This window comes from Pseudoalteromonas sp. P1-8 (assembly GCF_001399985.1).
Taxonomy (GTDB): Bacteria; Pseudomonadota; Gammaproteobacteria; order Enterobacterales; family Alteromonadaceae; genus Pseudoalteromonas.
In genome coordinates this window covers 148,227-171,116 of the sequence record NZ_LJSO01000006.1, presented here as the reverse complement: position 1 = coordinate 171,116, position 22,890 = coordinate 148,227, and the positions used below count along the sequence as shown (strand labels likewise).

General features: G+C 42.0%; 22 protein-coding genes. 14 read left to right on the top strand and 8 right to left on the bottom strand.

Annotation, left to right across the window (positions count from 1 at the left end):
* Positions 1–113: 113 nt before the first annotated feature.
* Together AN213_RS10440 and AN213_RS10435 are read left to right on the top strand one after the other, a co-directional pair.
* A complete protein-coding gene (locus tag AN213_RS10440) occupies positions 114–1,112 on the top strand; it encodes a WD40 repeat domain-containing protein (protein ID WP_055198592.1) in 999 nt (332 codons plus the stop codon).
* Positions 1,099–1,311, top strand: a complete 213-nt coding sequence (locus AN213_RS10435) for a SlyX family protein (protein WP_054554490.1) — start codon at positions 1,099–1,101, stop codon at positions 1,309–1,311. Before AN213_RS10440 ends, AN213_RS10435 begins: the two co-directional genes overlap by 14 nt.
* Positions 1,312–1,334: 23 nt before the next feature.
* Here AN213_RS10435 and AN213_RS10430 read toward each other — a convergent pair whose 3' ends face one another.
* Entirely contained in the window at positions 1,335–1,538 is a 204-nt protein-coding gene (locus AN213_RS10430) for a YheV family putative zinc ribbon protein (RefSeq protein ID WP_054562906.1), read from the bottom strand.
* Positions 1,539–1,667: 129 nt separating this feature from the next.
* On the opposite strand from AN213_RS10430, the gene AN213_RS10425 reads away from it, so the two are divergent.
* Positions 1,668–3,587: an ATP-binding cassette domain-containing protein gene (locus tag AN213_RS10425; RefSeq protein ID WP_054562907.1), complete on the top strand. Its 1,920-nt coding sequence runs from the start codon at positions 1,668–1,670 to the stop codon at positions 3,585–3,587.
* Positions 3,574–3,996 carry a TIGR02444 family protein gene (locus tag AN213_RS10420; RefSeq protein ID WP_055198591.1) on the top strand — a complete coding sequence of 141 codons (423 nt, stop codon included), beginning with the start codon at positions 3,574–3,576 and terminating at the stop codon, positions 3,994–3,996. The genes AN213_RS10425 and AN213_RS10420 overlap by 14 nt, the downstream gene beginning before the upstream one ends.
* A 58-nt stretch (positions 3,997–4,054) precedes the next feature.
* Here AN213_RS10420 and AN213_RS10415 read toward each other — a convergent pair whose 3' ends face one another.
* From AN213_RS10415 to AN213_RS10400, 4 genes are all read right to left on the bottom strand, one after another.
* Positions 4,055–4,258 carry a hypothetical protein gene (locus AN213_RS10415; protein ID WP_055198590.1) on the bottom strand — a complete coding sequence of 68 codons (204 nt, stop codon included), beginning with the start codon at positions 4,256–4,258 and terminating at the stop codon, positions 4,055–4,057.
* A gap of 377 nt (positions 4,259–4,635) precedes the next feature.
* A complete protein-coding gene (locus AN213_RS10410) occupies positions 4,636–6,051 on the bottom strand; it encodes a mannose-1-phosphate guanylyltransferase/mannose-6-phosphate isomerase (protein ID WP_173637077.1) in 1,416 nt (471 codons plus the stop codon).
* 65 nt (positions 6,052–6,116) lie between these two features.
* Entirely contained in the window at positions 6,117–6,890 is a 774-nt protein-coding gene (locus AN213_RS10405) for an amidohydrolase (protein WP_055198588.1), read from the bottom strand.
* Positions 6,878–8,020, bottom strand: a complete 1,143-nt coding sequence (locus tag AN213_RS10400; RefSeq protein ID WP_055198587.1) for a methionine aminotransferase — start codon at positions 8,018–8,020, stop codon at positions 6,878–6,880. Before AN213_RS10400 ends, AN213_RS10405 begins: the two co-directional genes overlap by 13 nt.
* A 99-nt stretch (positions 8,021–8,119) precedes the next feature.
* On the opposite strand from AN213_RS10400, the gene AN213_RS10395 reads away from it, so the two are divergent.
* The 5 genes from AN213_RS10395 to AN213_RS10375 all read left to right on the top strand — a co-directional run bounded on the left by AN213_RS10395 (position 8,120) and on the right by AN213_RS10375 (position 12,572).
* The gene (locus AN213_RS10395; protein ID WP_054562912.1) at positions 8,120–8,749 is read left to right on the top strand and encodes a methylthioribulose 1-phosphate dehydratase; all 630 of its coding nucleotides are present in this window, start codon (positions 8,120–8,122) and stop codon (positions 8,747–8,749) included.
* Entirely contained in the window at positions 8,746–9,432 is a 687-nt protein-coding gene (gene mtnC / locus AN213_RS10390) for an acireductone synthase (RefSeq protein ID WP_055198586.1), read from the top strand. Before AN213_RS10395 ends, mtnC begins: the two co-directional genes overlap by 4 nt.
* Positions 9,429–9,971, top strand: coding sequence for an acireductone dioxygenase (locus tag AN213_RS10385; protein ID WP_055020558.1), 543 nt, complete (start codon positions 9,429–9,431; stop codon positions 9,969–9,971). Before mtnC ends, AN213_RS10385 begins: the two co-directional genes overlap by 4 nt.
* A gap of 1 nt (position 9,972) precedes the next feature.
* The gene (locus AN213_RS10380) at positions 9,973–10,314 is read left to right on the top strand and encodes a gamma-glutamylcyclotransferase family protein (RefSeq protein WP_055020559.1); all 342 of its coding nucleotides are present in this window, start codon (positions 9,973–9,975) and stop codon (positions 10,312–10,314) included.
* A 95-nt stretch (positions 10,315–10,409) separates the two neighbouring features.
* Positions 10,410–12,572 carry a winged helix-turn-helix domain-containing protein gene (locus tag AN213_RS10375; RefSeq protein ID WP_055198585.1) on the top strand — a complete coding sequence of 721 codons (2,163 nt, stop codon included), beginning with the start codon at positions 10,410–10,412 and terminating at the stop codon, positions 12,570–12,572.
* Position 12,573: 1 nt separating this feature from the next.
* On the opposite strand, the gene mtnA is transcribed toward AN213_RS10375, so the two are convergent.
* Positions 12,574–13,602, bottom strand: a complete 1,029-nt coding sequence (gene mtnA, locus AN213_RS10370) for an S-methyl-5-thioribose-1-phosphate isomerase (RefSeq protein ID WP_055198584.1) — start codon at positions 13,600–13,602, stop codon at positions 12,574–12,576.
* 145 nt (positions 13,603–13,747) lie between these two features.
* On the opposite strand from mtnA, the gene mtnK reads away from it, so the two are divergent.
* Complete coding sequence (gene mtnK / locus AN213_RS10365) at positions 13,748–14,965, top strand: S-methyl-5-thioribose kinase (protein ID WP_055198583.1); 1,218 nt, start codon at positions 13,748–13,750, stop codon at positions 14,963–14,965.
* 51 nt (positions 14,966–15,016) lie between these two features.
* Here mtnK and AN213_RS10360 read toward each other — a convergent pair whose 3' ends face one another.
* On the bottom strand, positions 15,017–16,501 hold the full coding sequence (locus AN213_RS10360) for an FMN-binding glutamate synthase family protein (RefSeq protein WP_055198582.1): 1,485 nt from the start codon (positions 16,499–16,501) through the stop codon (positions 15,017–15,019).
* 112 nt (positions 16,502–16,613) lie between these two features.
* The gene (locus AN213_RS10355) at positions 16,614–18,392 is read right to left on the bottom strand and encodes a DUF885 family protein (RefSeq protein WP_054562920.1); all 1,779 of its coding nucleotides are present in this window, start codon (positions 18,390–18,392) and stop codon (positions 16,614–16,616) included.
* A gap of 359 nt (positions 18,393–18,751) precedes the next feature.
* Here AN213_RS10355 and AN213_RS10350 point away from each other — a divergent pair, with 359 nt between their 5' ends.
* The 4 genes from AN213_RS10350 (at position 18,752) to ubiB (ending at position 22,868) form a co-directional block, all read left to right on the top strand.
* Complete coding sequence (locus tag AN213_RS10350; protein ID WP_055198581.1) at positions 18,752–19,738, top strand: GGDEF domain-containing protein; 987 nt, start codon at positions 18,752–18,754, stop codon at positions 19,736–19,738.
* A 121-nt stretch (positions 19,739–19,859) separates the two neighbouring features.
* Positions 19,860–20,615 carry a bifunctional demethylmenaquinone methyltransferase/2-methoxy-6-polyprenyl-1,4-benzoquinol methylase UbiE gene (gene ubiE, locus AN213_RS10345; RefSeq protein ID WP_055020565.1) on the top strand — a complete coding sequence of 252 codons (756 nt, stop codon included), beginning with the start codon at positions 19,860–19,862 and terminating at the stop codon, positions 20,613–20,615.
* A gap of 28 nt (positions 20,616–20,643) precedes the next feature.
* Positions 20,644–21,249, top strand: a complete 606-nt coding sequence (locus tag AN213_RS10340) for an SCP2 domain-containing protein (RefSeq protein ID WP_055198580.1) — start codon at positions 20,644–20,646, stop codon at positions 21,247–21,249.
* Positions 21,250–21,266: 17 nt separating this feature from the next.
* The gene (gene ubiB, locus AN213_RS10335) at positions 21,267–22,868 is read left to right on the top strand and encodes a ubiquinone biosynthesis regulatory protein kinase UbiB (protein ID WP_055198579.1); all 1,602 of its coding nucleotides are present in this window, start codon (positions 21,267–21,269) and stop codon (positions 22,866–22,868) included.
* Positions 22,869–22,890 lie beyond the last annotated feature (22 nt).

Below are 22,890 nucleotides of genomic sequence, written 5' to 3'. Positions count from 1 at the left end.
AATAACTAACGTCATGCCTATGCATGATCAGCGATTAGACTAACAACCTAGGCCTTCAACGAGACCTAGTCTAACCTCTCAATCACTAAGAGTTAAGGGGAAATACTCGTAATATGTCGATATTTCGTACTTTTTTGTATCTGCTCAGCCTTTGCTTAGTTGTAGCCTGCTCTGAGCAACATGAGCAATCAACTGCACGCTATGAGCATGCGGCTAAAGGTGCCTTCGCCTCCGCGCTGTCGCACGATGGTAAATACAGCTTAATCTCATCAATACACCATGGGGTCGCACTGTGGGATAATCAACAACAGGTGCTAAAATACCAATGGTTCCAACAACAAAATCAAGATAGCCTAGTTCATACTGTTGCTATCTCGTTCGACAATAGCCATGCAGTTACCGCTGAGAAGTCCACCTTTGCAGTGTGGGACATTGCCACGGGCAACAACACGGGTTATTACAAAATACACGCCTCAACAATTCGAGATATCGCGATAAGTAACCAAGGGCGCAGTGTATTATATGGTCGCGCCGACGGTGTAGTCGTTTACCTCGACTTAGAGAGTGGCAGGCGCATAGAGTTCCTTGGCCACCAAGAAAAAGTCAATGTTGTTGATCTATCACCTAACGGTCACTACGCCATTAGCGGCTCAAATGATTATGTTGCTTACTTTTGGGATACTCGCACAGGGCAAGTGATTCACCGCTTTAATCACCCTAGTCGCGTTACTCAAGTCGCCCTTGATCCACAAGGTCGTTACGCATTTACCGCAGACAGTATGAAGCAAGCAAATGTATGGCAACTGACTACAGGTGATCTTGTTAGCAAACTGGCGTATATTGCGCGTCAGAAAATTTTTACCGCCGTCCGTTTTAACGATGAGGGCACTTTAATTGCCACAGGTTCACCCAATCGATTGGTTGATTTATGGCAGCTAGAGTCGGGTAAAAAATTACAAACGTGGCAAGTGATTCCTCGAGAAGGAAGCCGCCCGAAATCAGCCGTGGTGTTAGATGTTGCGTTTACTGATAACAACCAAGCGTTATTAACCGAAAGCTCCAGCGGATTCGCTGAAAGTTTTAATCTAAGAGAATCAAATGAATACAATTGAAGATCGTCTAATGGAACTTGAAGCGAAAGTCGCTTTTCAAGATGAAACAATTGAAATATTAAACGATGAGCTTAAAGCGCACCAACAGCAGCTGGCTAAAATGAAACGCCAGACAGAGTTACTTGCAGAAAAGATTAAAGAAGCACAGCAGCCATCTTTAATGTCACAAATGCAAGAGCCGCCACCGCCGCACTATTAATTAGGTAGTGATAGAGCCGGGAATTAATCGCCCGGCTTAAAAACACCAATCACTTGCTCAAATTGGCGTGTTGAGGCTTGCACTGCCTGCTCTGGTTGCGTCATTTTGTGGCCACACTGTACGCACTCCACTTTTTCCACATCATGTTCTTTATAAAGCATCATGGTATCCATGGCCTTACACTCAGGGCATGATGCGCCAGCAATAAAGCGTTTCTTTTGTCTCATAGATGATCTCCCGTGGCATGTAGGCGGCTATTTTAGCCTAATAATTCTCTGTTTGATACGATTGCGAAGGCTAATGTGATCCGTGTTATGATAGCGACAATTAAATCAGTGCTGTGCAAGTAAACATTCATGATCCAAATTTCAGACATCGAACTTCTACGTGGTGGTAACGCCTTACTTAAAGGGGCTTCTGCAACCTTATTCCCAGAACATAAAGTCGGCCTTGTGGGCGCTAATGGCTGTGGTAAATCAACGCTGTTCGCGCTATTAAAGTCTGAATTGCAACTCGATGCCGGTGAATGCCAAATTCCTAAAGACTGGTCAATTGCTTCTGTGAAGCAAGAAACACCCGCGCTCGAAATCAGCGCTCTAGATTATGTATTACAAGGTCACCCTGAATATTACGCGCTAAGAATTGCACTACGCGAAGCTGAGCAAAATAACGACGGCGATGCGCAAGCAAAAGCACATATTGGCCTAGAACATATTCAAGGCTATAGCATTGAGGCAAAAGCAGGAGAGCTATTACACGGTTTAGGTTTTAGTAATGAGCAAATAGACAACCCAGTGAGCGCCTTTTCTGGTGGTTGGCGTATGCGCTTAAACTTAGCACAAGCACTTATTCGTGATGCCGATTTATTACTGCTGGATGAGCCAACCAACCACTTAGATCTCGATGCTGTTTACTGGTTAGAACGCTTTTTACGCGCCTACACAGGCACTCTAGTGCTTATTTCCCATGACCGAGAGTTCTTAGATGCCGTTGTTGACCAAATTTGGCACATAGACGCACAAAAAATAAATGTTTATAAAGGCAATTACTCGCAATTCGAACGCCAAAAAGCAGAGCGCTTATTACAACAACAAGCGATGTTCGAAAAGCAACAAGAACAAATTGCTCATCTAGAAAAATTCATTACACGCTTCAAAGCAAAAGCCAGTAAGGCTAAGCAAGCACAAAGCCGCGTAAAAGCCCTAGAGCGTATGGAAAAGCTGGCCCCAGCCCATGTTGACTCACCCTTTGATTTTGAATTTGCCGAGCCTACAGCGCTGCCAAACCCGTTAATGACTCTCGACCAAGCCAAAGCAGGCTATGGCGACACCACAATTTTACACAGCATCAAGCTAAACCTTGTGCCGGGTAGCCGTATTGCGCTGCTTGGCCGAAATGGTGCGGGTAAATCAACACTGATTAAATTATTAGCTGGCGATTTACAACCTCAAGCAGGTGAAGTATTTCAGCATCAGGGCTTAAATATTGGTTACTTTGCGCAGCATCAACTTGAGTCACTTGATTTAAAAGCCAGCGCGGTTACCCATTTACAACGTTTAAATCCGCAAGCTCCAGAGCAATCACTGCGTGACTTTTTAGGTGGCTTTGCGTTCTTTGGCGATAAAGCTCTTGAGCCAGTTGCGCCATTTTCTGGCGGTGAAAAAGCCCGTTTAGTGCTAGCTATGCTGGTGTACCAAAAGCCAAACCTACTGTTACTGGATGAGCCGACTAACCACCTCGATTTAGAAATGCGCCATGCTTTAGTTATGGCGCTACAAGGCTTTGAAGGCGCTATGGTTACCGTATCGCACGACCGTCATATGCTTAAAAATACCGCTGATGAGTATTACCTCGTTGATAACGGCGAAGTAACACAATTTGGTTATGACCTTGATGCCTATTACCAATGGCTACTGAATGCCAATAAAGAAGCTGCTAAAAGCCCTGAAGATAATGCCCCTAAAGCCCATTCAAGCGTTAACCGCAAAGAGCAAAAGCGCTTAGAAGCTGAGTTCAGAAAGTCAGTGCAGCCGTTGAAAAAGCAAATCGAAAAGCTTGAAAAGCAACTTGATAAGTACTCTACAGAACTTGGTGAAATCGAAAACGCACTTGCCGACAATGACTTATATAATGATGAAAATAAAGCCAAACTGACAGAGCTGCTCGCTAAGCAAGCAAGCTTAACACCCAAGCTTAATGACGTTGAAGAAGAGCTACTCATAGCACTTGAAGAACTTGAAGAAAAAGAGCAGGCCTTTGCCGATGAAACCGCTTAACAGCGAACAGTTTTGGCAGTTTGCATGCAAGCTTTACAGCAAAGACGGCATGCAAGCAAAGCTACTAGGCTATCAAGACCAGCAAGGCAAAAATGTTAACCTTTGCCTGCTGCTTTATTATCTTGATTCTTTAGAGCTGGCTGTAACAGCCTCTCAACTGAGTGAGCTTGAGTCGTGCATTGCCGAGTTTGACCAACAAGCTTTACAGCCCCTACGAGCCACACGCGCCTACCTGAAAACTATTCAAAACGAGATTTCAGACTACCCTACCATCCGCAAAGAGCTACTTAGCGCAGAACTAAAGCTAGAAAAACAACAGCAACAATTACTGATAAGCACAATAAATAGAATGGAACTTTCGCCAACTTTAAAAGTAGACAATTTGGGGGGATATATCAGGGGTTTGTAAGTTCAGTATTTGAAAATTTAATATACGGCTCAATGTGAGCCGTAAAAAAGTTTATATATTATTCTTTAGAGCACCAACCCAAATATCTATAGATTGGATTAATACATGCATTATCAGAACCTGTACCAATCTCATTTGATAGAGTGTGTGATGCTGATGTGTAATCTATATTATCTGTCTCAGCAGATACTGCAATAGAAGGAGCTGTAAATAGTACACCAGCCAAAACAGCTGCAACTTTAACATTCTTTAATCTTTTCATTTTATTGTATTTCCTTAATAAAGCTTTCTCCATTCTACTAAATACGATATCTTGTGGAGATAAGATACCTAGCAACAAAAAAGTAACAATAAAAATACAACTTTGCAATTAAATGTTTACTCAAAAATAAAAAATGGTATAAAAGTATTAATTCATATAAAGTAAATTATCATCGAAAATAGCTAAACTTATTTATATATTTTAAAGTGAATACTATGATTTTCACTCGGTAAAAAAGAAATAATAATACGAAGAGTTATATTTTTAACGAGTTAGCAAGGGTAAAATTTAAACGTTCTAGGTCAAGCCTACTGCTCAACTGACGGCTGAAAGCTGATAACTCCGCTTACGTTGGGTTTCGCTCCGCGAAAACCAACCTACTCCCTCCCATACCTATCATCAAATCGCTCGATGTCAGTTTCATCAAGTATCGCTCCGGTTTGTACTTCGATAACGATCAGTGGCGTGTTTTGTTGATTAGCAAGGCTGTGCAATTGCTTAGCTGCAATATAACAAGATTGATCAGCTGTTAATTCAAATTCGTCATCGCCTACTCGCACACTTGCCACTCCAGAAACAACAACCCAATGCTCTGCACGGTGCTGATGGCGTTGAGTTGAGAGTTTTGCGCCGCTGTTTACGATGATTTTCTTTACTTTAAAGCCAGTGCTTTCAATTAAAGTTCGATAGTTGCCCCAAGGTCTGAATACGGCTTGATGGTGGGTTAGTTTATCGTTATCGACAACAGCAAGCTGTTTAAGTAAATCAGGGAGCTTATCGAGCGCACTTTTGTCTGCCACTAAGGTGGCATCATGAGTATGTATAATTGCTTTATTACTCACGCCGAGCGCCGCGATAGTGTGGTCAGCTTCACTTATAAGTAGATTATTCTCGCTACCTAAGCTCACCCCTTGCGAAGCTAAATAATTGCCATGCTGGTCTTTTTCTGCGATTTTCGACAATGCTGAAAAGCTGCCAACATCGCTCCAATTTAAATCAACAGGAATAACAGCAACGTTAGCGCTACGCTCCAAAATAGCATAATCAATAGAATCACTTGGGCATGCTGTGAGCGCAGCCGCAACAGGCCTTTGAAAACCTAAATCTGCGGTGAAGCTTGCCGCTTTTGCGACACTGTCAGCAATCTTTGGGGCAAAACGATTAAGCTCGCTTAAGTACACATCTGGTAAAAATAAAAACATGCCGCTATTCCAGCCATACTCACCACTGGCAAGGTATTTTTCGGCTAATTGCAGGGCTGGTTTTTCTTTGAACTCAGCCACCTTAAAACAACCTTCATGGGCTAATGGCTCGCCTTGGCGAATATAACCATAGCCGGTATGTGGCTCAGTGGGAGTAATAGCAAAGGTTACTAATTGTTGTTGCTGACAAAGCGCTATCGCATTATCTAAGCAGGCAATAAGCTTATCAAAATCACTGATATGGTGATCAGCAGGCATGACTAGTAAGGGATCGGTTAGACCATTTTGCAATGCAAATTCAGCGGCCAAGGCAATCGCTGGCGCGGTATTTTTACCTTCAGGTTCAAGCAATAAAGTATAGCTATCTGTGATTTCTGCAACTTGCGCTTTAGCGATAAAGCGATGCTCTTCATTGCACACTAAAATTGGCGCATTAAATCGTGAGTCAGCCACTCGTAAAAGCGTGCTCTGTAACAGTGATTTTTCGCTAAGTAAAGATAAAAACTGCTTAGGCATCGCTTTACGCGACAAAGGCCATAAACGAGAACCTATGCCACCAGCAAGAATAACGGGGGTGATTTTGCGACTCATGATTGCTTATAGTAAATAATCCAACCATGAGTTTAACAAATTTTTGAGTATGCGGCTTCGAGCAATTACAGTAACTGAAATTGATCAGCATCTAAGTGAGCAGGAAACGCTCTTCGAAAGTCATCAAGCGGTGATTTTTCTAAGCGCTGAATAATGATGCCCGATTGGTCATCTTCAAGCTTCGCCAAGGTGTCGCCTTTAAAATCATAAACGGCAGTACCACCACTGTGGGCAACATTATTACCATCAGCACCAATGCGATTCACACCCACGACATAACAAAGGTTTTCCATTGCGCGTGCTTTTAGAAGGGTATCCCATACATGGCGACGAGCTGCTGGCCAATTCGCTACGTTGATCATCACATCGTAGTCGTTGCAATTACGCTGAAATACAGGAAAGCGTAAGTCGTAACACACTTGCGGTAAAATACGAAAATCATTGATAGCGAATATCTCGCGCTGCTCGCCTGCTGCGACGAAACTGCCTTCGTTACCTAAACAGAATAAATGGCGTTTGTCGTAATACTTCACTTCGCCATTTGGACAAACCCAATAAAAGCGATTAGCCTTTTTGTCGCCTTTTGCAACTAAAACAGAGCCTGCAACCACAGCATTTTTTTGCTTAGCAGTGGCTTTTAACCAGCTAAGTACCTCGCCTTGTTCTGGTTCGCTGCAATCTAGATTAATCGCAAAACCCGTGGCAAATGTTTCTGGCAAGACAATTAAATCAACCTGCTCGTTTAAACTGTTAAGCTGCTCTGTAAAGTGCGCAAGGTTAGCGCTTTTATCAAGCCAATGCAGTGATGACTGCACTAAAGCTAAGGTTAAAGTTGGCATAAAATCTCCGCGGCACGTTTTAATGTGTCATCATTTTTAGCAAAACATAAACGAATCACTTTGTCGCTGCTTGCACTGTTATAAAACACACTGAGTGGTACAGCTGCAACACCCGCTTGCTCGACCAACCAATGGCAAAACTCAACATCATCAAGATCAGACACATCACTGTAATCGAGTAATAAAAAGTAGGTGCCTTCACTTGGTAATATTTTAAAACGGCTTTGCGCTAGTGCTTCGCTGAGCAAGTCGCGCTTTTGTTGATAAAAGCAACTAAGTTCATCAACATGTTCTGGCTCTAACTCGAGCATATCAGCTAGTGCATGCTGGGCAGGCGTAAAGCTTGAAAAAGTCACATATTGGTGAATTTTACGAAACTCCACCATGAGCTGAGCAGGTGCAACACAATAGCCCATCTTCCAGCCGGTGCTGTGAAAGGTTTTGCCAAAGCTTGAGATCACAAAACTGCGTGCAAATAACTCAGGGTCGGTCAGCGCACTTAAATGCAAAGCGCCATCAAAGGTAATGTGCTCATACACTTCATCGCTAATTACATATAAATCATGCTTAGTAACAAGCGCTTTAAGGGCATTAATATCTTCTGTTTTAAAGATTTTACCGCTTGGGTTATGTGGCGTGTTGATGATGATGACACGTGTTTTGTCTGTTATAACATCGGCTACAGCTTGCCAATCGATTTTGTAGTCTGGCGCATGCAAAGCAACATGAACTGAGCGACCGCCAGCAAGCTCAATTGCCGGTTGATACGAGTCATACGCGGGGTCAAATACCACAACTTCATCACCCTCTTTAACAAGCGCTTGAATTGCTACGAATAATGCCTCTGTTGCCCCTGAAGTGACAGTAACTTGTTGCTCGTAATTTATGTTGTTATGGTATTTTCTAGCTATCAAAGCCGCTATTTGCTGTTGTAGCTTTGCAACCCCACTTGAAGGCGCATATTGATTTACCCCCTCAAGTACATAATGATTGAGCTGTTTTTTTAGTAATTCTGGCGCATCAAATTCAGGAAAACCCTGAGATAAATTAAGCGCTTGGTGCTTATTTGCTAAAGCGGTCATTTGACTAAAAATACTGGTGCCTAAATTCGGCAATTTACTTTCAAACACAGAGGTTCCTTAAAGATGGTTTTGCGCCCGAAGCGATGCTATCATTGCTTAAAACAGATGTATAGCCGTCTAAATAACTTTTAGAATGTCGAGGAATATATGCATAACAATACCGCTATTTCAGAACTAATTGAAGCTGGTAAATGGGTAAGCCAACGTGGCTGGGTCCCTGCTACTGGTGGTAACTTTTCAGCCCGCACTGCAAGCGGTTATGTCGTCACAGCAAGTGGTTTCGATAAAGGTCAACTCGGCACTCATGCATTTATTGAATTTGATCATGAAGGTAATCGCACTAGAGGCTCTGGCAACCCATCAGCTGAAACTGAGCTACATTTAAATATGTATAAGCTGATCCCATCAGCTAAATTTGTTTTGCACACTCATTCTGTTGCGGCAACCGTGTTATCTCGCGTGATCAAAGGCCACGCTATCAATTTGCATGGCTACGAAATGCAAAAATCTTTAAGCGGTGTCAAATCGCACTTAGATACCTTAACTATTCCTATTTTTGATAATGACCAAGACATTGACCGTTTAAGCTTACTGGTCAGTGATCATCACCTTCACACGCCTATTGAGCATGCTGTATTAATTCGTGGCCATGGTTTATATGTCGTTGGTCGAGATATCAAAGAAGTACTTCGCCATTTAGAAGGATTAGAGTTTCTATTTAGCTGTGAGCTTGAGCGCCTAAAACTAGAAGGTATTCAAGCTGGAGTTCAGCCATGATCAAAGCAATTTTAACCGATATTGAAGGCACAATTACCCGCATTTCTTTTGTTAAAGACGTATTATTTCCTTACGCGGCAGGGCAATTACCTGAGTTTGTAAAGTCACATCAAAGCGACCCAGAAGTAGCAGCCCAAATTGAGGCCGTTAAAGCACATATTGAACAACCCGAAGCCGATATCGACACGGTCATTAAACATTTAATTCATTGGATTGAAACAGATCAAAAAATTACCCCACTCAAGCAGTTGCAAGGGTTAATTTGGCAAACGGGCTACGAAAGTGGTGATTTTACTGGCCACCTTTACCCAGATGCTTATGACTTTTTACAAGCCCAAAAGCATGCTGGTAAAAGTTTATATGTCTACTCATCAGGCTCAGTAAAAGCCCAACACCTGATTTTTGAGTTTTCTGACTACGGTGATGTTAGACCTTTATTTAGTGATTACTTCGACACTAAAGTCGGTGCAAAACAACAGCAAAGCTCTTATGAGAATATTATCGCCGAGCTGCCATTTGACGCTGCCGAAGTATTGTTTTTAAGCGATATGGTGGCAGAGCTTGATGCTGCCAAAGCAGCAGGCCTTAGAACTTTGCACCTTGTTCGCGATGGCCAAGCGGTAAGTGATGCTCACCCATATATCAACGACTTTTCGGAATTTAGCGCGGAGCTGTTAGCATGAGTCAATTAACTATTTATAACGATAACAACGCAAACGACATACTGTTTCATAGTGAAGACTTAAGCGCGATTGCGAGTGAGCTGAATGCGGTTGGCGTTCGCTTTGAGCAGTGGCAAGCAACGGCACAGATTGACCAAGAGACCAGTCATGGCGCTATTTTAACTGCTTATGCTAAAGATATAGAGCGCTTAAAAGCTGAAGGCGGCTATCAAACAGTGGATGTTATTTCGCTTGCTAAGGGTAATCCAAATGCCAGCGAACTACGCAGTAAATTCTTGTTTGAACATACACATAGCGAAGATGAAGTTCGTTTTTTTGTGAAAGGCCAAGGCTTATTCTGCTTACACTTAGGCGACAAAGTGTATCAAGTGCTTTGCCAACAGGGCGACCTAATTTCAGTACCAGAACTCACACCACATTGGTTTGATATGGGCAACGACCCTGAATTTACTGCAATTCGCTTATTCAATAATACCGAAGGTTGGGTCGCTAAAAGCACTGAGTCAACTATTGCTACCAACTTCCCACTGCTGGACTAACATGGAAAAACTATTCTCGTACGGTACCTTACAGTACCCGCAGGTTCAGCTTGATACCTTCGGGCGTTTGCTCGAAGGTCAACCTGCTACGCTAACTGGGTATGTCATTGGTGAAGTCGAGATCACCGACGAAGCCGTACTTAAAAGTAGTGGTCAACGTTTTCACCCGGCTTTAATCAAAACAGGCAAACAAACTGATATTGTTAATGGCACTATTTATTTAATCACCGAACAAGAGCTTGCTCAGGCAGATACTTACGAAGTAGATGATTATCAGCGAATTGCAGAAACATTCCAATGTAACAACCAAGCTTGGCTATATGTTGCAAAAAACAGCCTTTAATTTACAAATATAAAACAAAAAGACCCAAATTAAGAACAAAAGCTGCTATTATCCTCCCCATTAATAAGTACTAATTATTTGCTAAAGGACTAAACATGGGGTCGGCATTTTCACCCTTACGCGATACCGTTATTTATGTGGGTGAGTGGCAACTTAACACTCAGCAGCAAACCATCAGCGATGGCACTCATAAGCGTGAACTAGAACCTTTATTATTTAAATTACTGTGTTTCTTTATTGAGCATAATGATCGCATTATCACTCGCCAAGAGCTGGTTGAGAATATTTGGCAACAAAGCTTTGTTGATGACAATGCCATTAACCGTGCCATCTCTGAACTAAGAAAAACTCTTAAATCAGAAAAACAGCCCGGGCAAACCATTAAAACCCATTATCGCAAAGGTTATAGCCTATTTATTGAAGTTAAGCCTCTTGATCACACTGTGAGTACAGAGCCGCTAAAAACAGAAAATGTAATAACAGTAGATAAAGACGCTGATACTCAAGTTAAACCTACGGCCATTAATGAACAAAAAGCGCATTCTTCACGCTGGCCATGGCCTTTTGCAGCGTTAGTGCTTGGTTTATTGATTACTGCTATTTGGTTATTTTCACAACAGCCTAAAGCAAATGATGAAGTACAAAACGACGCGCCATTTTTAGACCTACAAGCTGAAACCATTTCATGGCATAAAGGCTCTCACTATCGTTTAATGCTAAGCCATGACAAAACTAAGCTTGCTTATATTCTAGAAAATGATGGTCAAAGTCTTTTTGTCGTCGATCTAACCACTAAAAAAGAATACGTGATTGCCTCTGGCAATATCTTTTTACAGGGTTGGTCTGAGGATGGAGAGCGATTATTTTACGGCTCTTGTGAAAACAAAGACTACAGCGATTGCATCACTTGGCAAGCAAGCAACCTGTTATCAAGTGAAGCGTTAATAAAGCCACGTATCAACCAATCTTTACTTAATTCTCAGCCAAGTCAGTACATTGAAGTGGGTGATGTCGCAATTTCAAGGCGTAATAATTACCGTGGCTTAACTCATTTATATGCTTTATATGCACAAGATTTAAAAACCGGTGAAGAAATTCGCATTAGCACACCCAACATCACTGGCACTGGGGACTTTATTTTAACAACTATAAAAAACCCGAGCCGCATCATCTTTGAGCGCCATAATGTTGGCCAAGTAGAGATATACATGGCGAATTTAGATGGCAGCTCGCTAAAGCTTTTAACTACCAACGATTACCGTGCATGGGTAGCCACATATGATGAGCAGACCAACTCACTAATTTGGTATAGCCGCGGCACCTCAACTATTGAGTCATTCTCTTTTGATAGTATGAGTCGACAACCCGCTATAAAAGCGCCAGTAAAACGAGCAAATTATGCTTACCCTTTAAGCAAAGAAAGTGTATTGATCAGTACAGACCTTCACGATAAAGATGCCGCAGTCTTTGACCTTAATTCAAAAACAATGAGCTACATCGCCACAGCGAATAAGCATGAAGACGACTTAGTCGCATTAGCCAATAATGATGTGTACTTCTCTGACTTTGAGTTTTCAGAACGACAACACTGGCTCAGAAAAGCAAACCAATACATCAATATCACTGGCAAAATTGGTGAAGATAGTTCAGTAATTGCAGCAAATAGTGACAGTAGCCGACTTGTTAGCTTTAATAAAGCCGATCAGCAATTAACATTATTAAATGCTGCTGATTTCTCAGAAATTAAGCACTGGACACTTCCTGGTAGTACCAAGCTGGCAGCTATAAGGGGTAACAAGATTGCCGTGCTATATACCGATCTTAGCAATCAGCTAAATCAAATAATGATTCTTCACACCAACAGCGATGAAGTGATTAAAAGCACTATAGATACACCCCTAGCTATTGCCTGGTATGACGATACACAGCTGATTGTGCATTCTAAATACGATAAATACCTGCTTTTAGACAGCGATAACAACACCTATAGTGAGCTGACTACACCAGACAAACTAACTGAGTTAAAGCCTTCTATTGTGTCGATGGCAAGTAACCTACATAGTTTGTATATCGCCACTGATACTGAAGTTTTCAGCATTAATTTAGCCACAATGCAGGGCGTTGAGTCAGTACTTCAAATGAAGCCTTCTCACTATATATCGCGCCTTAATGCTAAAAACGACAAGCTGGCAGTGACCTTCTTAACTGCCAACAATCAAAATAGCATTGAGCTCTACACTAAAAAAAGCGCAGAGTAATTTACGACTTTAACTGTTTTAGAATACCTTGCTCGATATCGGACTGGTTATAAACTCCGCTATCGAGCACCCAGCCTGTGACTAGGCTCGCCGGTGTCACATCAAATGCCGGGTTATAAACCTTCGCGTTAATCGGTGCCCACATCGCTTCACCAAAACTACCACTAACACCGCGCACTTCATTAGGACTGCGTTGCTCAATTTCGATATCTGCACCACACAACGTTTGTGTATCAAGTGTAGTAAGTGGCGCAACGACATAAAATGGAATGTTATGGAAATGCGCTAACACAGCAAGGTTATATGTGCCTACCTTATTGGCAAAATCACCATTTGCAGCAATACGGTCTGCACCTACAAAGATTTTATCTACTTTGCCCGCAGCCATTAAACTCGCCGCCATGTTATCGCAAATCAAGGTATAAGGAATTTGCCAGCGCTCAAGCTCAAAAGCCGTTAAACGACCGCCTTGCAGTAGCGGTCGTGTTTCATCAACCCAAACATGAATATCACCATGGCGTTGCTGCGCTTTATAAATCACACCTAATGCAGTGCCTACACCTGCAGTCGCTAACGCACCGGTATTACAATGGGTTAAAATGTTGTCGCCTTTATCAACCAAGGCAGCACCACGCTCTGCCATACTATCGCAAAGAGCAATATCTTCTTTAAATAACTGCTCAGCAGTAGAGACAATAGCTGCAACATAATCAGTCTCTGTTAGCGCTGCACGTAACTTGGCCATGCAGTGCATAAGGTTTACCGCTGTTGGGCGGGTTGCTTCTAGTTCATCAATGGCAATAGCAAGTGCTGATTGACTCATGCCTTGCTCAGCTAGGTGTGCAACCAATAAGCTCGCACCTAAGCCGATTAAAGGTGCGCCCCGGATTTTCAAAGTCAGAATCAAATCTTTCATCGTTTCAACATCGTTACATACATGCCAATGCTGTTGATGTGGCAATAAATACTGATCAAGCACGGTTAGCGTACCTTGCTGATATTTAATACTGCTGGCGCTGAGATCTTGCATACTGAATCCGAATAACTAATGAATAACTAATTTAAGTGAATAGTTATTTTACATCAGTTTTGATAACTAACAAGCTAGATGTATGGACATCTAAACGCTTACAGGTATAGAATGCTCAAAGTTAATTGTATTACGAGATAGAGCCATGGCTAAATACACTGCCTTTAATGCAGAGCATGCTGTTGATTACATTAAAGAACTTGTTAAAAATGAACTAATATCAGTCTTCCCTGCTGATGCAGCACTGACTGCATACGAGTTTGGAGACGGAAACTTAAACTTAGTTTTTCGGGTTGCTGATCAGCACAACAACAGTGTAATTCTAAAGCAAGCACTCCCTTATGCCCGCTGCGTAGGTGAGTCATGGCCATTATCGTTAGACCGCGCCAGAATCGAAGCCGAAGTATTGATTAATCATGGTAAGTTATGCCCAGAGCATACCGTGGCGATATTGCATCACAATGTAGAGCTGGCTTTAACCGTGTTAGAAGATTTAGGTGAGTTACAAATTTTACGTGGCGCACAAATCAACGCAGAGCAATTTCCATTATTGGCCAGTCATGTTGCGCTCTACTTAAGCCGAACAGGCTTTTATAACTCAGACTTTTACTTATCTGCTGAAGATAAAAAAGCCAAAGTCAGTCAATTTATTAATCCTGAATTATGTAAGATCACAGAAGACTTATTCTTTACTGATCCGTACATTGAGCATGAGCGCAATAATTTCCCAACTGAGCTTAATGAGCACGTCGAAAGTATTCGAAATAATGATGGTTTAAAACTGGCCGCAGCGAAATTAAAAGCTAAGTTCTTATCATGCCCGCAAACTTTATTGCATGGCGATATGCATAGTGGCAGCATTTTTGTTGATAGCAAAACCACTAAAATGATCGACCCAGAGTTTGGCTTTTTTGGCCCTGTTGGCTTTGATATCGGCTCATTTATGGGTAACTTGCTACTAAATTACTGTGCCCAAAACGCCCGTATTACAGAGCAAGCAAAACGCCGTCAGTATCAAACCCATTTATTAACCTGCTTACAAGACTGTTATAGCCAATTTGAGCAACATTGGTTAAACCTAGCAAGCAGCGAAGCAACTGATATTAGCTTTGCAAACCGCGCCTTTACCGAAGATTACTTACAACACGTATTGCGTGATGCGATTGGCTACTGTGGCGCTGAACTTATTCGCCGGACTATTGGTTTAGCCCATGTTGCAGATATAGACGGTATTGAAGATGCGCAAGCTCGTTTAGCTGTACAGCAGCAAACTCTCATACTTGGCGAGCAACTGATGCTCAATGCCACAAGCTGTAACAATAAAGATGAGTTTTTTTCGTTATTAATCAGTTTATTAAACTGATAGTCAAAAAGTAAAAAGGCGCTCAATGCGCCTTTTAATTATTCAACTAGATTATTTATTGTAGTGCTCATACATTTTATCGAGCGGCTCTGATAAACCATTTTCTTGTACCACTCGCACATGTTGGCGAGCTAACTCGCGGGCACTTGATACACCACATGAATGAGCAATCAGCCCTGCACCATAATGAATAAACTTATTATAATTGGCGACTCGTTGTGCCTTATCGGTCACATCGAGGCCTCGCTGTAAGCGTTCATTATGAGTCGTAATACCAGTCGGGCAGGTATCTTTATTACATTGTAGAGCCTGAATACAACCAAGCGAAAACATATGACCACGCGCCGACACAATAAAATCAGCGCCCAGAGCGAGTGCCCAAGCCACTTTTGACGGTACGATTAGCTTACCCGATGCAATCACTTTCACTCGCTCTCTGAGACCATGTTTTTTTAGCAGATCAACAACCAAAGGCAGGCTCTCTCGTAGCGGTAAACCAACTGAATCCATCAAGGGTTGAGGGGCAGCGCCCGTTCCACCGTCGGCACTATCAATAGTGATAAAGTCAGGGGCTGATTCTATACCACGATTATTAATTTCGCTGAACAAGCTTTCGAGCCAAGTGTATTCACCAATCACCGCTTTAAAACCGGTTGGTTTACCTGTGGTACTGCGTACCGTTTCAATCATGTCGAGTAAATCTGCTGGGCATTTAATCTCTGGATGACCATTTGGACTAATCGAGTCATGCCCTTCAGGAATACCCCGAATTTTTGCAATTTCAGCAGTCACTTTGCGCCCTGGTAACATCCCCCCTTTACCGGGTTTAGCACCTTGACTCATTTTAATTTCGAACATTTTAACTTGTTCGTGCTCAGCAATCGCTTTGAGTTTTTCGGTGCTTAATTTACCGTGCTCATCTCGTACACCATATTTTGCCGTGCCAATCTGAAACACAATATCAGCGCCACCTTCAAGGTGGTAAGGGCTGAGCCCTCCTTCACCGGTATTCATCCAACAACCTGCTAACTTTGCACCTCGCGATAGTGCGCGAACAGCCGGCTTAGATAAGGCACCAAAGCTCATACCTGAGATATTAAATAACGAGTTTGTTGTATAAGGAGCTTGGCAATAAGGCCCTAACGTAACTTCGCTCGGGTCGAGTGCATCTTCATCTAAGGTTGGAAACGCACAGTTCATAAACATCACAGTACCTGTTGCTTCAAGGCTCTGGGTTGAACCAAAGGCCGTAGTACGGTCAACATTTTTCGCAGCACGATAAACCCAGCTTCGCTCAGCACGATTAAATGGTAGCTCTTCCCTATCCATGGCAAAAAAGTACTGGCGGAAGAATTCACCTTGGCGTTCAAAGAAATAACGAAAGCGGCCGATCACCGGGTAATTACGGCGAATCGCCTGTTTAGATTGCGTCACATCACTAATGTAAAAGCACACAATCACCAGCAAACCTATGCCGAGAGCAAAAATAAACAAGCTGGCAAAAACATCAATACTAAAAATTATAAAATCACTCATCCAAGGCCCCTTTGTGAAATGACATCTCTCAAAGCATATAAGGTGTTTATATTACGTGCAATAAACAAAAAAGGCGTGATGTAAGTCACGCCTTTTCGTTTCTTTTATGCCGCTATGCTGCTCGTTTGGCTAATTCAGCTTTAATATAAAGTTGAATTTGCTCTTCGAGCACTGACATTGGCACTGAGCCATGACGTAATATTTGGTGGTGGAATTCGCGAATATCGAAATCTTGACCAAGTGCTTGCTCAGCTTCGTGGCGTAAACGTTTAATTGTTAGCTCACCAATTTTGTATGACAACGCTTGTGCAGGCCATGAAATATAACGGTCGGTTTCGGTCTTCACGTTATGTAATGAAAGTGCGGTGTTTTCGCTCATAAACTTCATTGCGCGTTCGCGGCTCCAGCCATACATATGCATACCTGTATCAACCACTAAACGTGCTGCACGCCACATTTCATAGGTTAAACGACCAAAATCACTGTATGGGTCTTGATAAAAGCCCGCCTCGATACCTAAAAACTCCGAATATAAGCCCCAACCTTCACCAAATGCCGACAAATATGCATTGCGGCGATAACTTGGTAATGACTCAAGTTCAGCATTTAGCGAGATTTGTAAATGATGCCCTGGTACAGCTTCGTGTAAAGTTAATGCTTCAAGAACATACAACGGGCGCTTATCTAGCGCATAAGTATTAACCCAGTAATAACCTGCTTGGTCATCACGGCGAGAACCTGAGTAACGGCCGGTTGTATATTTAGGGGCAATACTCTCTGGCACTGGCGCAACACCGTACGGCATTCTTGGCAAGGTGTGGAATAACTTAGGTAACTGCGCATCCATTTTCTTGGCGATGTAAGACGCTTCTTTTAGCAAATCTTTAGGTGTTTTTGCGTAAAATTGCGGATCAGTACGTAAAAAGTGCACAAAATCAGCAAACGAGCCTTCAAAGCCTACTTTCTCAATAATTTTTTCCATTTCTGCACGAATACGCGCAACTTCTTGTAAACCCAGCTCATGGATTTCTTTTGGCGTCATATCTGTGGTGGTGTAGTACTTAGCGCGATTTTCGTAAAACGCTTTGCCATTCGGCGTACTTGAAATACCAATATCTGTACGTGCACCCGGTTGATACTCATTGTTAAAGAAAGTTAAGTAACCTTGATATGCCGGAATAACTTGTTCTTTGATAATGGTTTGCGCTTGCTTTTGTAGCGCTGCAAACTCGCTATCACTTAAACCTGCCGTGTTATTTAAAAATGGTTTGTAAAATTCAGACTGTGTCGCATCATCAACAATATAAGCCGTGATTGAGTCTTGATAGCCTTCTAAAACAGCCTTTGGTTGGGTTAGACCCACTTCAAGACCTTTACGCATCCAGCCGATATTTTGCGAAAAATAGCGGGGAATTTGCTGTAATTTAGCAAGATATAGCTGGTAATCTTGTGGTTTTGTGTAATCTGAGCTTGATATCATAAATGATAGGCTAGAATGGAAGCCATACTCAGATGTCAGCGGCATATAGTGCGCATTAAACACATATTCATCGACACTATTTTGCACTTGGCCACGCAAAATAGTCAGGTTAATGCGGTTTTCTTCCGATAACTTATCACGGTCGATAGCGTCTAGCTCGGCAAGTAACTCAGTATTCTTCTTGTATTTTTGTTCTAAAAATTCAGCCGATAGATTTTCTAATAAATAACCATCAACGCCATTTTCTTTACCATATGGGCTGATGCTTTGGCGGTAATTAACAATATTTTCGGCTACTTGAGTAAATTGCTGATCAGCATCAATATTTGTTACTTGGCAAGCGCTTAAAGTACAAGCTAAAGCAACCGCAATAACAGAACGGTTTAAAGTTCGCGACAGTGTTTGTTTCATAGCATTCTTTTTAGTTTTAATCAGTATCGCTAAAGTAGCGCAGCACTGGCTAAAACCCAAGCAAATGCGACCAAGCTCAGGTTAAATACGCTCAAATTAACAGCGTTGTGTAAATAAGAATGAGCAAGGTTTAAGCAATTTTTAATTACACTTGTTAAAGTTGTTGAGAAAATCAGCTAATAGACACAAACGAAACAAATTTAAGTTCCAAAATTAGCGATTTTGCTTTTAAATAGACTGATTACAGATTACTGTAGACTCAGTATTTATGCTTGGAAGCAAATAAACTTTACGGAAGAGATGATTAATTGGTTGATATGCGTATTTAGTGGTATTGAAAAATGATGTTCCATGATCCCATGGCTATTGCTCAAGAAAAAATGACAAAGGTATGTATCTTTTTAGAACATCATGCATTACCGCCGTCACCACTTAACTACCAAGTTGTTTACACCTACGTCAGCCAGTCTAATCCAAAACTTAACGCCGCTATTGACCGTGCCATCGCACAAAGAAAAACCATCGATTGTGTCTATGTAGAACAGCTTTATTTCGATTTTATAGAGCAAGGCCATAAAATGAAAACCGCCATTGTTCGCAACGTTGACTCAGTAATTAACACTCTTTCACGTAATGCTAGCAATAACGAACAAAATATTGTGCGCTTTGCAGATCAAGTTAGTGACTGTGTGCATTCAATCGATGAAAACAATATTGAGCAAACGCGTCACGCATTAAAAATGCTCAGTAAGCAATCAGAAGTGCTGCTCAACCAGCACCGTCAATTTAAGCAAGAAATAGCAAAAGCCAAATCACTGCAAGAAAAAACCCAAAAACAACTCACTCAATTACGCAAACAACACATTACCGACCAACAAACAGGCTTATATAAGCGCCATTACTTGAATCAACAAACCCAACTTTGGGTTGGCCAAAATAAAGCGGTTTGTGCTATCTCTATTCACATTGAGAACTTAAACCATTTTATTGAAAACTATGGCGATGTCATTGGTGAGGTCATTTTAAATAAAGTCGCCAAGCAAGTGCAAAAATACGTACAAGAAAGCGGTTTACCTGGGCGCACGAGTAAAGATGAATTTACCATCTTACTTGCTGATATAGAGCCTGAAACTGCAAACTTAATTGCCGAAAAAGTACGAAATGGCGTAGAAAAGCTGCGCTTTGTCAGCTCAAAAAATGGCACCAAACTTCCTGCTATCACCCTGGCCCTAGGTATCGCTAAACATGAAGGCGATGGCGGCTTTAACAGCTTAGTCCGTAAAGCCTCTTTAGCGGCCGCTAAAGCCAAGTCACTTGGACAAAGTAGTTTTATTGCCGGCCAATAAAGTTCAAAACTGCGCTAAGTCATGAAAAGCCATGCTAATCTGATGATTTAGTTATAATCAAATTGCACCCCACAGCTACAATCAAGTACACTAGTCTTTATTGCCACGATAGAGATTAATCATGAACGAGAATCAAGAAAAGACCACGCATTTTGGCTATAAAACCGTTGCTGAAAACGACAAAGCATCAATGGTTGCAGATGTATTCCACTCAGTCGCTGCAAAGTATGACGTAATGAATGATCTTATGTCGTTCGGTATTCATCGTTTATGGAAACGCCAAACTATTGCAAGTTCAGGTGTTCGCAAAGGTCACTATGTATTAGATCTTGCCGGCGGTACAGGTGATTTAACCGCTAAATTTAGTCAGTTAGTGGGTGAAACCGGTCAGGTTATCTTAGGCGATATTAACTCTTCAATGCTGAAAGTTGGCCGTGAGAAACTTCGTAACCTTGGTCGTGTTGGCAATATCGAATATGTTCAAATGAATGCAGAAGCATTGCCATTTCCTGATAACAGCTTCGACTTAATTACAATTGCCTTTGGTCTTCGCAACGTGACCGATAAAGATAAAGCTCTGCGTTCAATGTATCGTATTCTTAAGCCTGGTGGCCGTTTACTCGTGCTTGAGTTCTCAAAACCAGAACAAGAGATATTAAGCAAAGCCTACGATTTCTACTCATTTAATATCTTACCTAAGATGGGTGAGCTGGTTGCGAATGATGGCGAGTCTTATCAATATCTTGCTGAATCTATTCGTATGCATCCAGATCAAGAAACATTAAAAGGCATGATGGAAGATGCGGGTTTTGAACAAACCAGTTATCAAAACCTTACTGGCGGTATTGTTGCCCTTCACCGTGGTTTTAAATACTAAAAATTCTGTAAATTAAGTAGGTAACGCGATGTTAGCAAACGCTCTGTTATCACTAGTCGAACGAATCATTAATCAACTGCTGCAGTTAGACACTCAGTTAAAGGGTAAGCTTGCAGCAACTGCTGATAAACAGCTGTTGATTGAGATACGTGATTGGCAACAGTCAATTTTGTGTGTTTACAGCGACGAGCAAATTCACTTATACAGTACGCAAGAGCGTAGTTTTGATTGCATGATCAGCGCCGATATCGACACCTTGTTGGCGCTTAAAGATCCATCAATGCTCACGCAACTCATTCGCCAAGATAAGCTCGACTTACAAGGCGACTTAAATCTTGCACAAGGCTTTAGCAATGCCTTTGCTGAGCTTGATATTGACTGGCCTGAGTATTTTTCGCGTTACATTGGCGATGCCCCAGCCCAACAGTTGTGGCTCTCTATTCAAGCTTTAAAGCGTCGTGGTTCACAAACAAAAAGTAAGTTAGAAAACACCTTAACAACGCTTTGCCAAGATGAGTTAGCAGTGACTATACACCCTCTTGAGCTTGCTGAATTTAAACAGCAAAACCGCCAATTAAAAAGCCAAGTATCTCAATTAGAGATGCGAATTAACGCGCTGTTACAGTCTCGCTAATGCGCTAAGGAACTTGTGTGTCGTCTGCTCGTCTTTATTACATCACTAAAACCCTACTGAGCTATGGCTTAGACGAATTAATTCCACGTAAACGAGTGCCTTGGTTTGCCAAACTCGCCCGTGGCAGCTTATTTTGGTTACGTAACCAACATAAAGATAAACCTGCAGGTATGCGCTTACGACTTGCTCTGCAAGAGCTTGGCCCTGTATGGATCAAGTTTGGCCAAATGCTTTCAACACGCCGTGATTTACTCCCTCATGATGTCGCATTAGAGCTTGCACTACTACAAGATCAGGTTGAACCTTTTGAAGGTGAACTTGCCCAGCAGCTTATCGAAAAAGCGCTGGGTATTAATGATATTAGTGAATTGTTTAGTGATTTTTCGCAAACACCTTTAGCATCAGCCTCGATTGCACAAGTTCACACAGCAACCTTAATTGATGAGCATGGCGCACCACAAGATGTAGTGATTAAGGTCATTCGCCCTAACATTAAAGAGCAAATTGATGCCGACTTAATGCTAATGCAAAAAGTCGCGCGCTTAGTTGCTAAGCTATTAAAAGAAGCCAAACGTTTACGCCCTATTGAGGTAGTAAACGAGTACAAAAAAACCTTGCTCGATGAGCTCGACCTAATGCGCGAAGGGGCGAATGCGATTCAGCTACGCCGTAACTTTGAAGACTCAGATTCGCTCTACATTCCTTTTGTTTACAGTGACTACAGCCGCAGTAACGTATTAGTAATGGAGCGCATTTACGGTATTCCAGTATCTGATACCGAAGCATTGCTGGCACAAAATACCAATATGCAGCTACTAGCTGAGCGTGGTGTCGAAGTGTTTTTCACACAAGTATTTCGTGATAGTTTCTTCCACGCTGATATGCACCCAGGTAATATTTTCGTTTCTCGCGAAAACCCTCATAACCCAAAATATATCGGTATTGATTGCGGTATTGTAGGCACCCTTAATCGTGAAGATAAGCGCTATTTAGCAGAAAACTTTATTGCCTTTTTTAACCGTGATTACCGCCAAGTAGCACAACTACACGTTGATTCTGGCTGGGTCCCCGCCGATACCAGCATTGAAGAGTTTGAGTTTGCCATTCGTACTGTGTGTGAGCCAATTTTCAATAAACCACTGGCCGAAATCTCGTTTGGCCATGTGTTAGTCAACCTGTTTAATACGGCTCGTCGCTTTAATATGCAAGTTCAACCGCAATTAGTGTTACTGCAAAAGACGCTGTTGTATGTTGAAGGCCTTGGCAGACAACTGTATCCGCAGCTTGATTTATGGAAAACCGCTAAACCTTTTCTAGAAGATTGGGTCAAAGAACAAGTTGGTCCGCTTGCAGTAATGAAAAAAATGTATGCGAACTTGCCATTTTGGGCAGAAAAAATGCCTGAATTACCTGATTTAATTTATCAAAACTTAAAGCGTCAACAACAACCTGTACAATTGCCAGCGCCGCAATCTGCTAAACCTTTGTTACTCAGCATCTTTGCTGGCAGCTGCTTGATTGTTTCAGGCTTATGTTATTTGCAGCATGACTTAGTTGCCAGTGCAATTACCGCAGGCTTTGCTGTAGCAGGCTTTATTGCAGCATGGCGTAGCGCATAAACTAAGTGCTATTTATGTTTTG

What these genes read in the sequence shown, in the direction of transcription:
- mtnA (WP_055198584.1), bottom strand. Translation starts at nt 13,602, where the DNA reads ATGCAAGATCTCAGCGCCAGCAGTATTAAATATCAGCAAGGTACGCTA.
- mtnK (WP_055198583.1), top strand. Translation starts at nt 13,748, where the DNA reads ATGGCTAAATACACTGCCTTTAATGCAGAGCATGCTGTTGATTACATT.
- AN213_RS10435 (WP_054554490.1), top strand. Translation starts at nt 1,099, where the DNA reads ATGAATACAATTGAAGATCGTCTAATGGAACTTGAAGCGAAAGTCGCT.
- AN213_RS10395 (WP_054562912.1), top strand. Translation starts at nt 8,120, where the DNA reads ATGCATAACAATACCGCTATTTCAGAACTAATTGAAGCTGGTAAATGG.
- AN213_RS10360 (WP_055198582.1), bottom strand. Translation starts at nt 16,501, where the DNA reads ATGAGTGATTTTATAATTTTTAGTATTGATGTTTTTGCCAGCTTGTTT.
- ubiE (WP_055020565.1), top strand. Translation starts at nt 19,860, where the DNA reads ATGAACGAGAATCAAGAAAAGACCACGCATTTTGGCTATAAAACCGTT.
- AN213_RS10440 (WP_055198592.1), top strand. Translation starts at nt 114, where the DNA reads ATGTCGATATTTCGTACTTTTTTGTATCTGCTCAGCCTTTGCTTAGTT.
- AN213_RS10410 (WP_173637077.1), bottom strand. Translation starts at nt 6,051, where the DNA reads ATGAGTCGCAAAATCACCCCCGTTATTCTTGCTGGTGGCATAGGTTCT.
- AN213_RS10430 (WP_054562906.1), bottom strand. Translation starts at nt 1,538, where the DNA reads ATGAGACAAAAGAAACGCTTTATTGCTGGCGCATCATGCCCTGAGTGT.
- AN213_RS10405 (WP_055198588.1), bottom strand. Translation starts at nt 6,890, where the DNA reads ATGCCAACTTTAACCTTAGCTTTAGTGCAGTCATCACTGCATTGGCTT.
- mtnC (WP_055198586.1), top strand. Translation starts at nt 8,746, where the DNA reads ATGATCAAAGCAATTTTAACCGATATTGAAGGCACAATTACCCGCATT.
- AN213_RS10420 (WP_055198591.1), top strand. Translation starts at nt 3,574, where the DNA reads ATGAAACCGCTTAACAGCGAACAGTTTTGGCAGTTTGCATGCAAGCTT.
- AN213_RS10425 (WP_054562907.1), top strand. Translation starts at nt 1,668, where the DNA reads ATGATCCAAATTTCAGACATCGAACTTCTACGTGGTGGTAACGCCTTA.
- AN213_RS10415 (WP_055198590.1), bottom strand. Translation starts at nt 4,258, where the DNA reads ATGAAAAGATTAAAGAATGTTAAAGTTGCAGCTGTTTTGGCTGGTGTA.
- AN213_RS10350 (WP_055198581.1), top strand. Translation starts at nt 18,752, where the DNA reads ATGGCTATTGCTCAAGAAAAAATGACAAAGGTATGTATCTTTTTAGAA.
- AN213_RS10340 (WP_055198580.1), top strand. Translation starts at nt 20,644, where the DNA reads ATGTTAGCAAACGCTCTGTTATCACTAGTCGAACGAATCATTAATCAA.
- AN213_RS10375 (WP_055198585.1), top strand. Translation starts at nt 10,410, where the DNA reads ATGGGGTCGGCATTTTCACCCTTACGCGATACCGTTATTTATGTGGGT.
- AN213_RS10385 (WP_055020558.1), top strand. Translation starts at nt 9,429, where the DNA reads ATGAGTCAATTAACTATTTATAACGATAACAACGCAAACGACATACTG.
- AN213_RS10380 (WP_055020559.1), top strand. Translation starts at nt 9,973, where the DNA reads ATGGAAAAACTATTCTCGTACGGTACCTTACAGTACCCGCAGGTTCAG.
- AN213_RS10355 (WP_054562920.1), bottom strand. Translation starts at nt 18,392, where the DNA reads ATGAAACAAACACTGTCGCGAACTTTAAACCGTTCTGTTATTGCGGTT.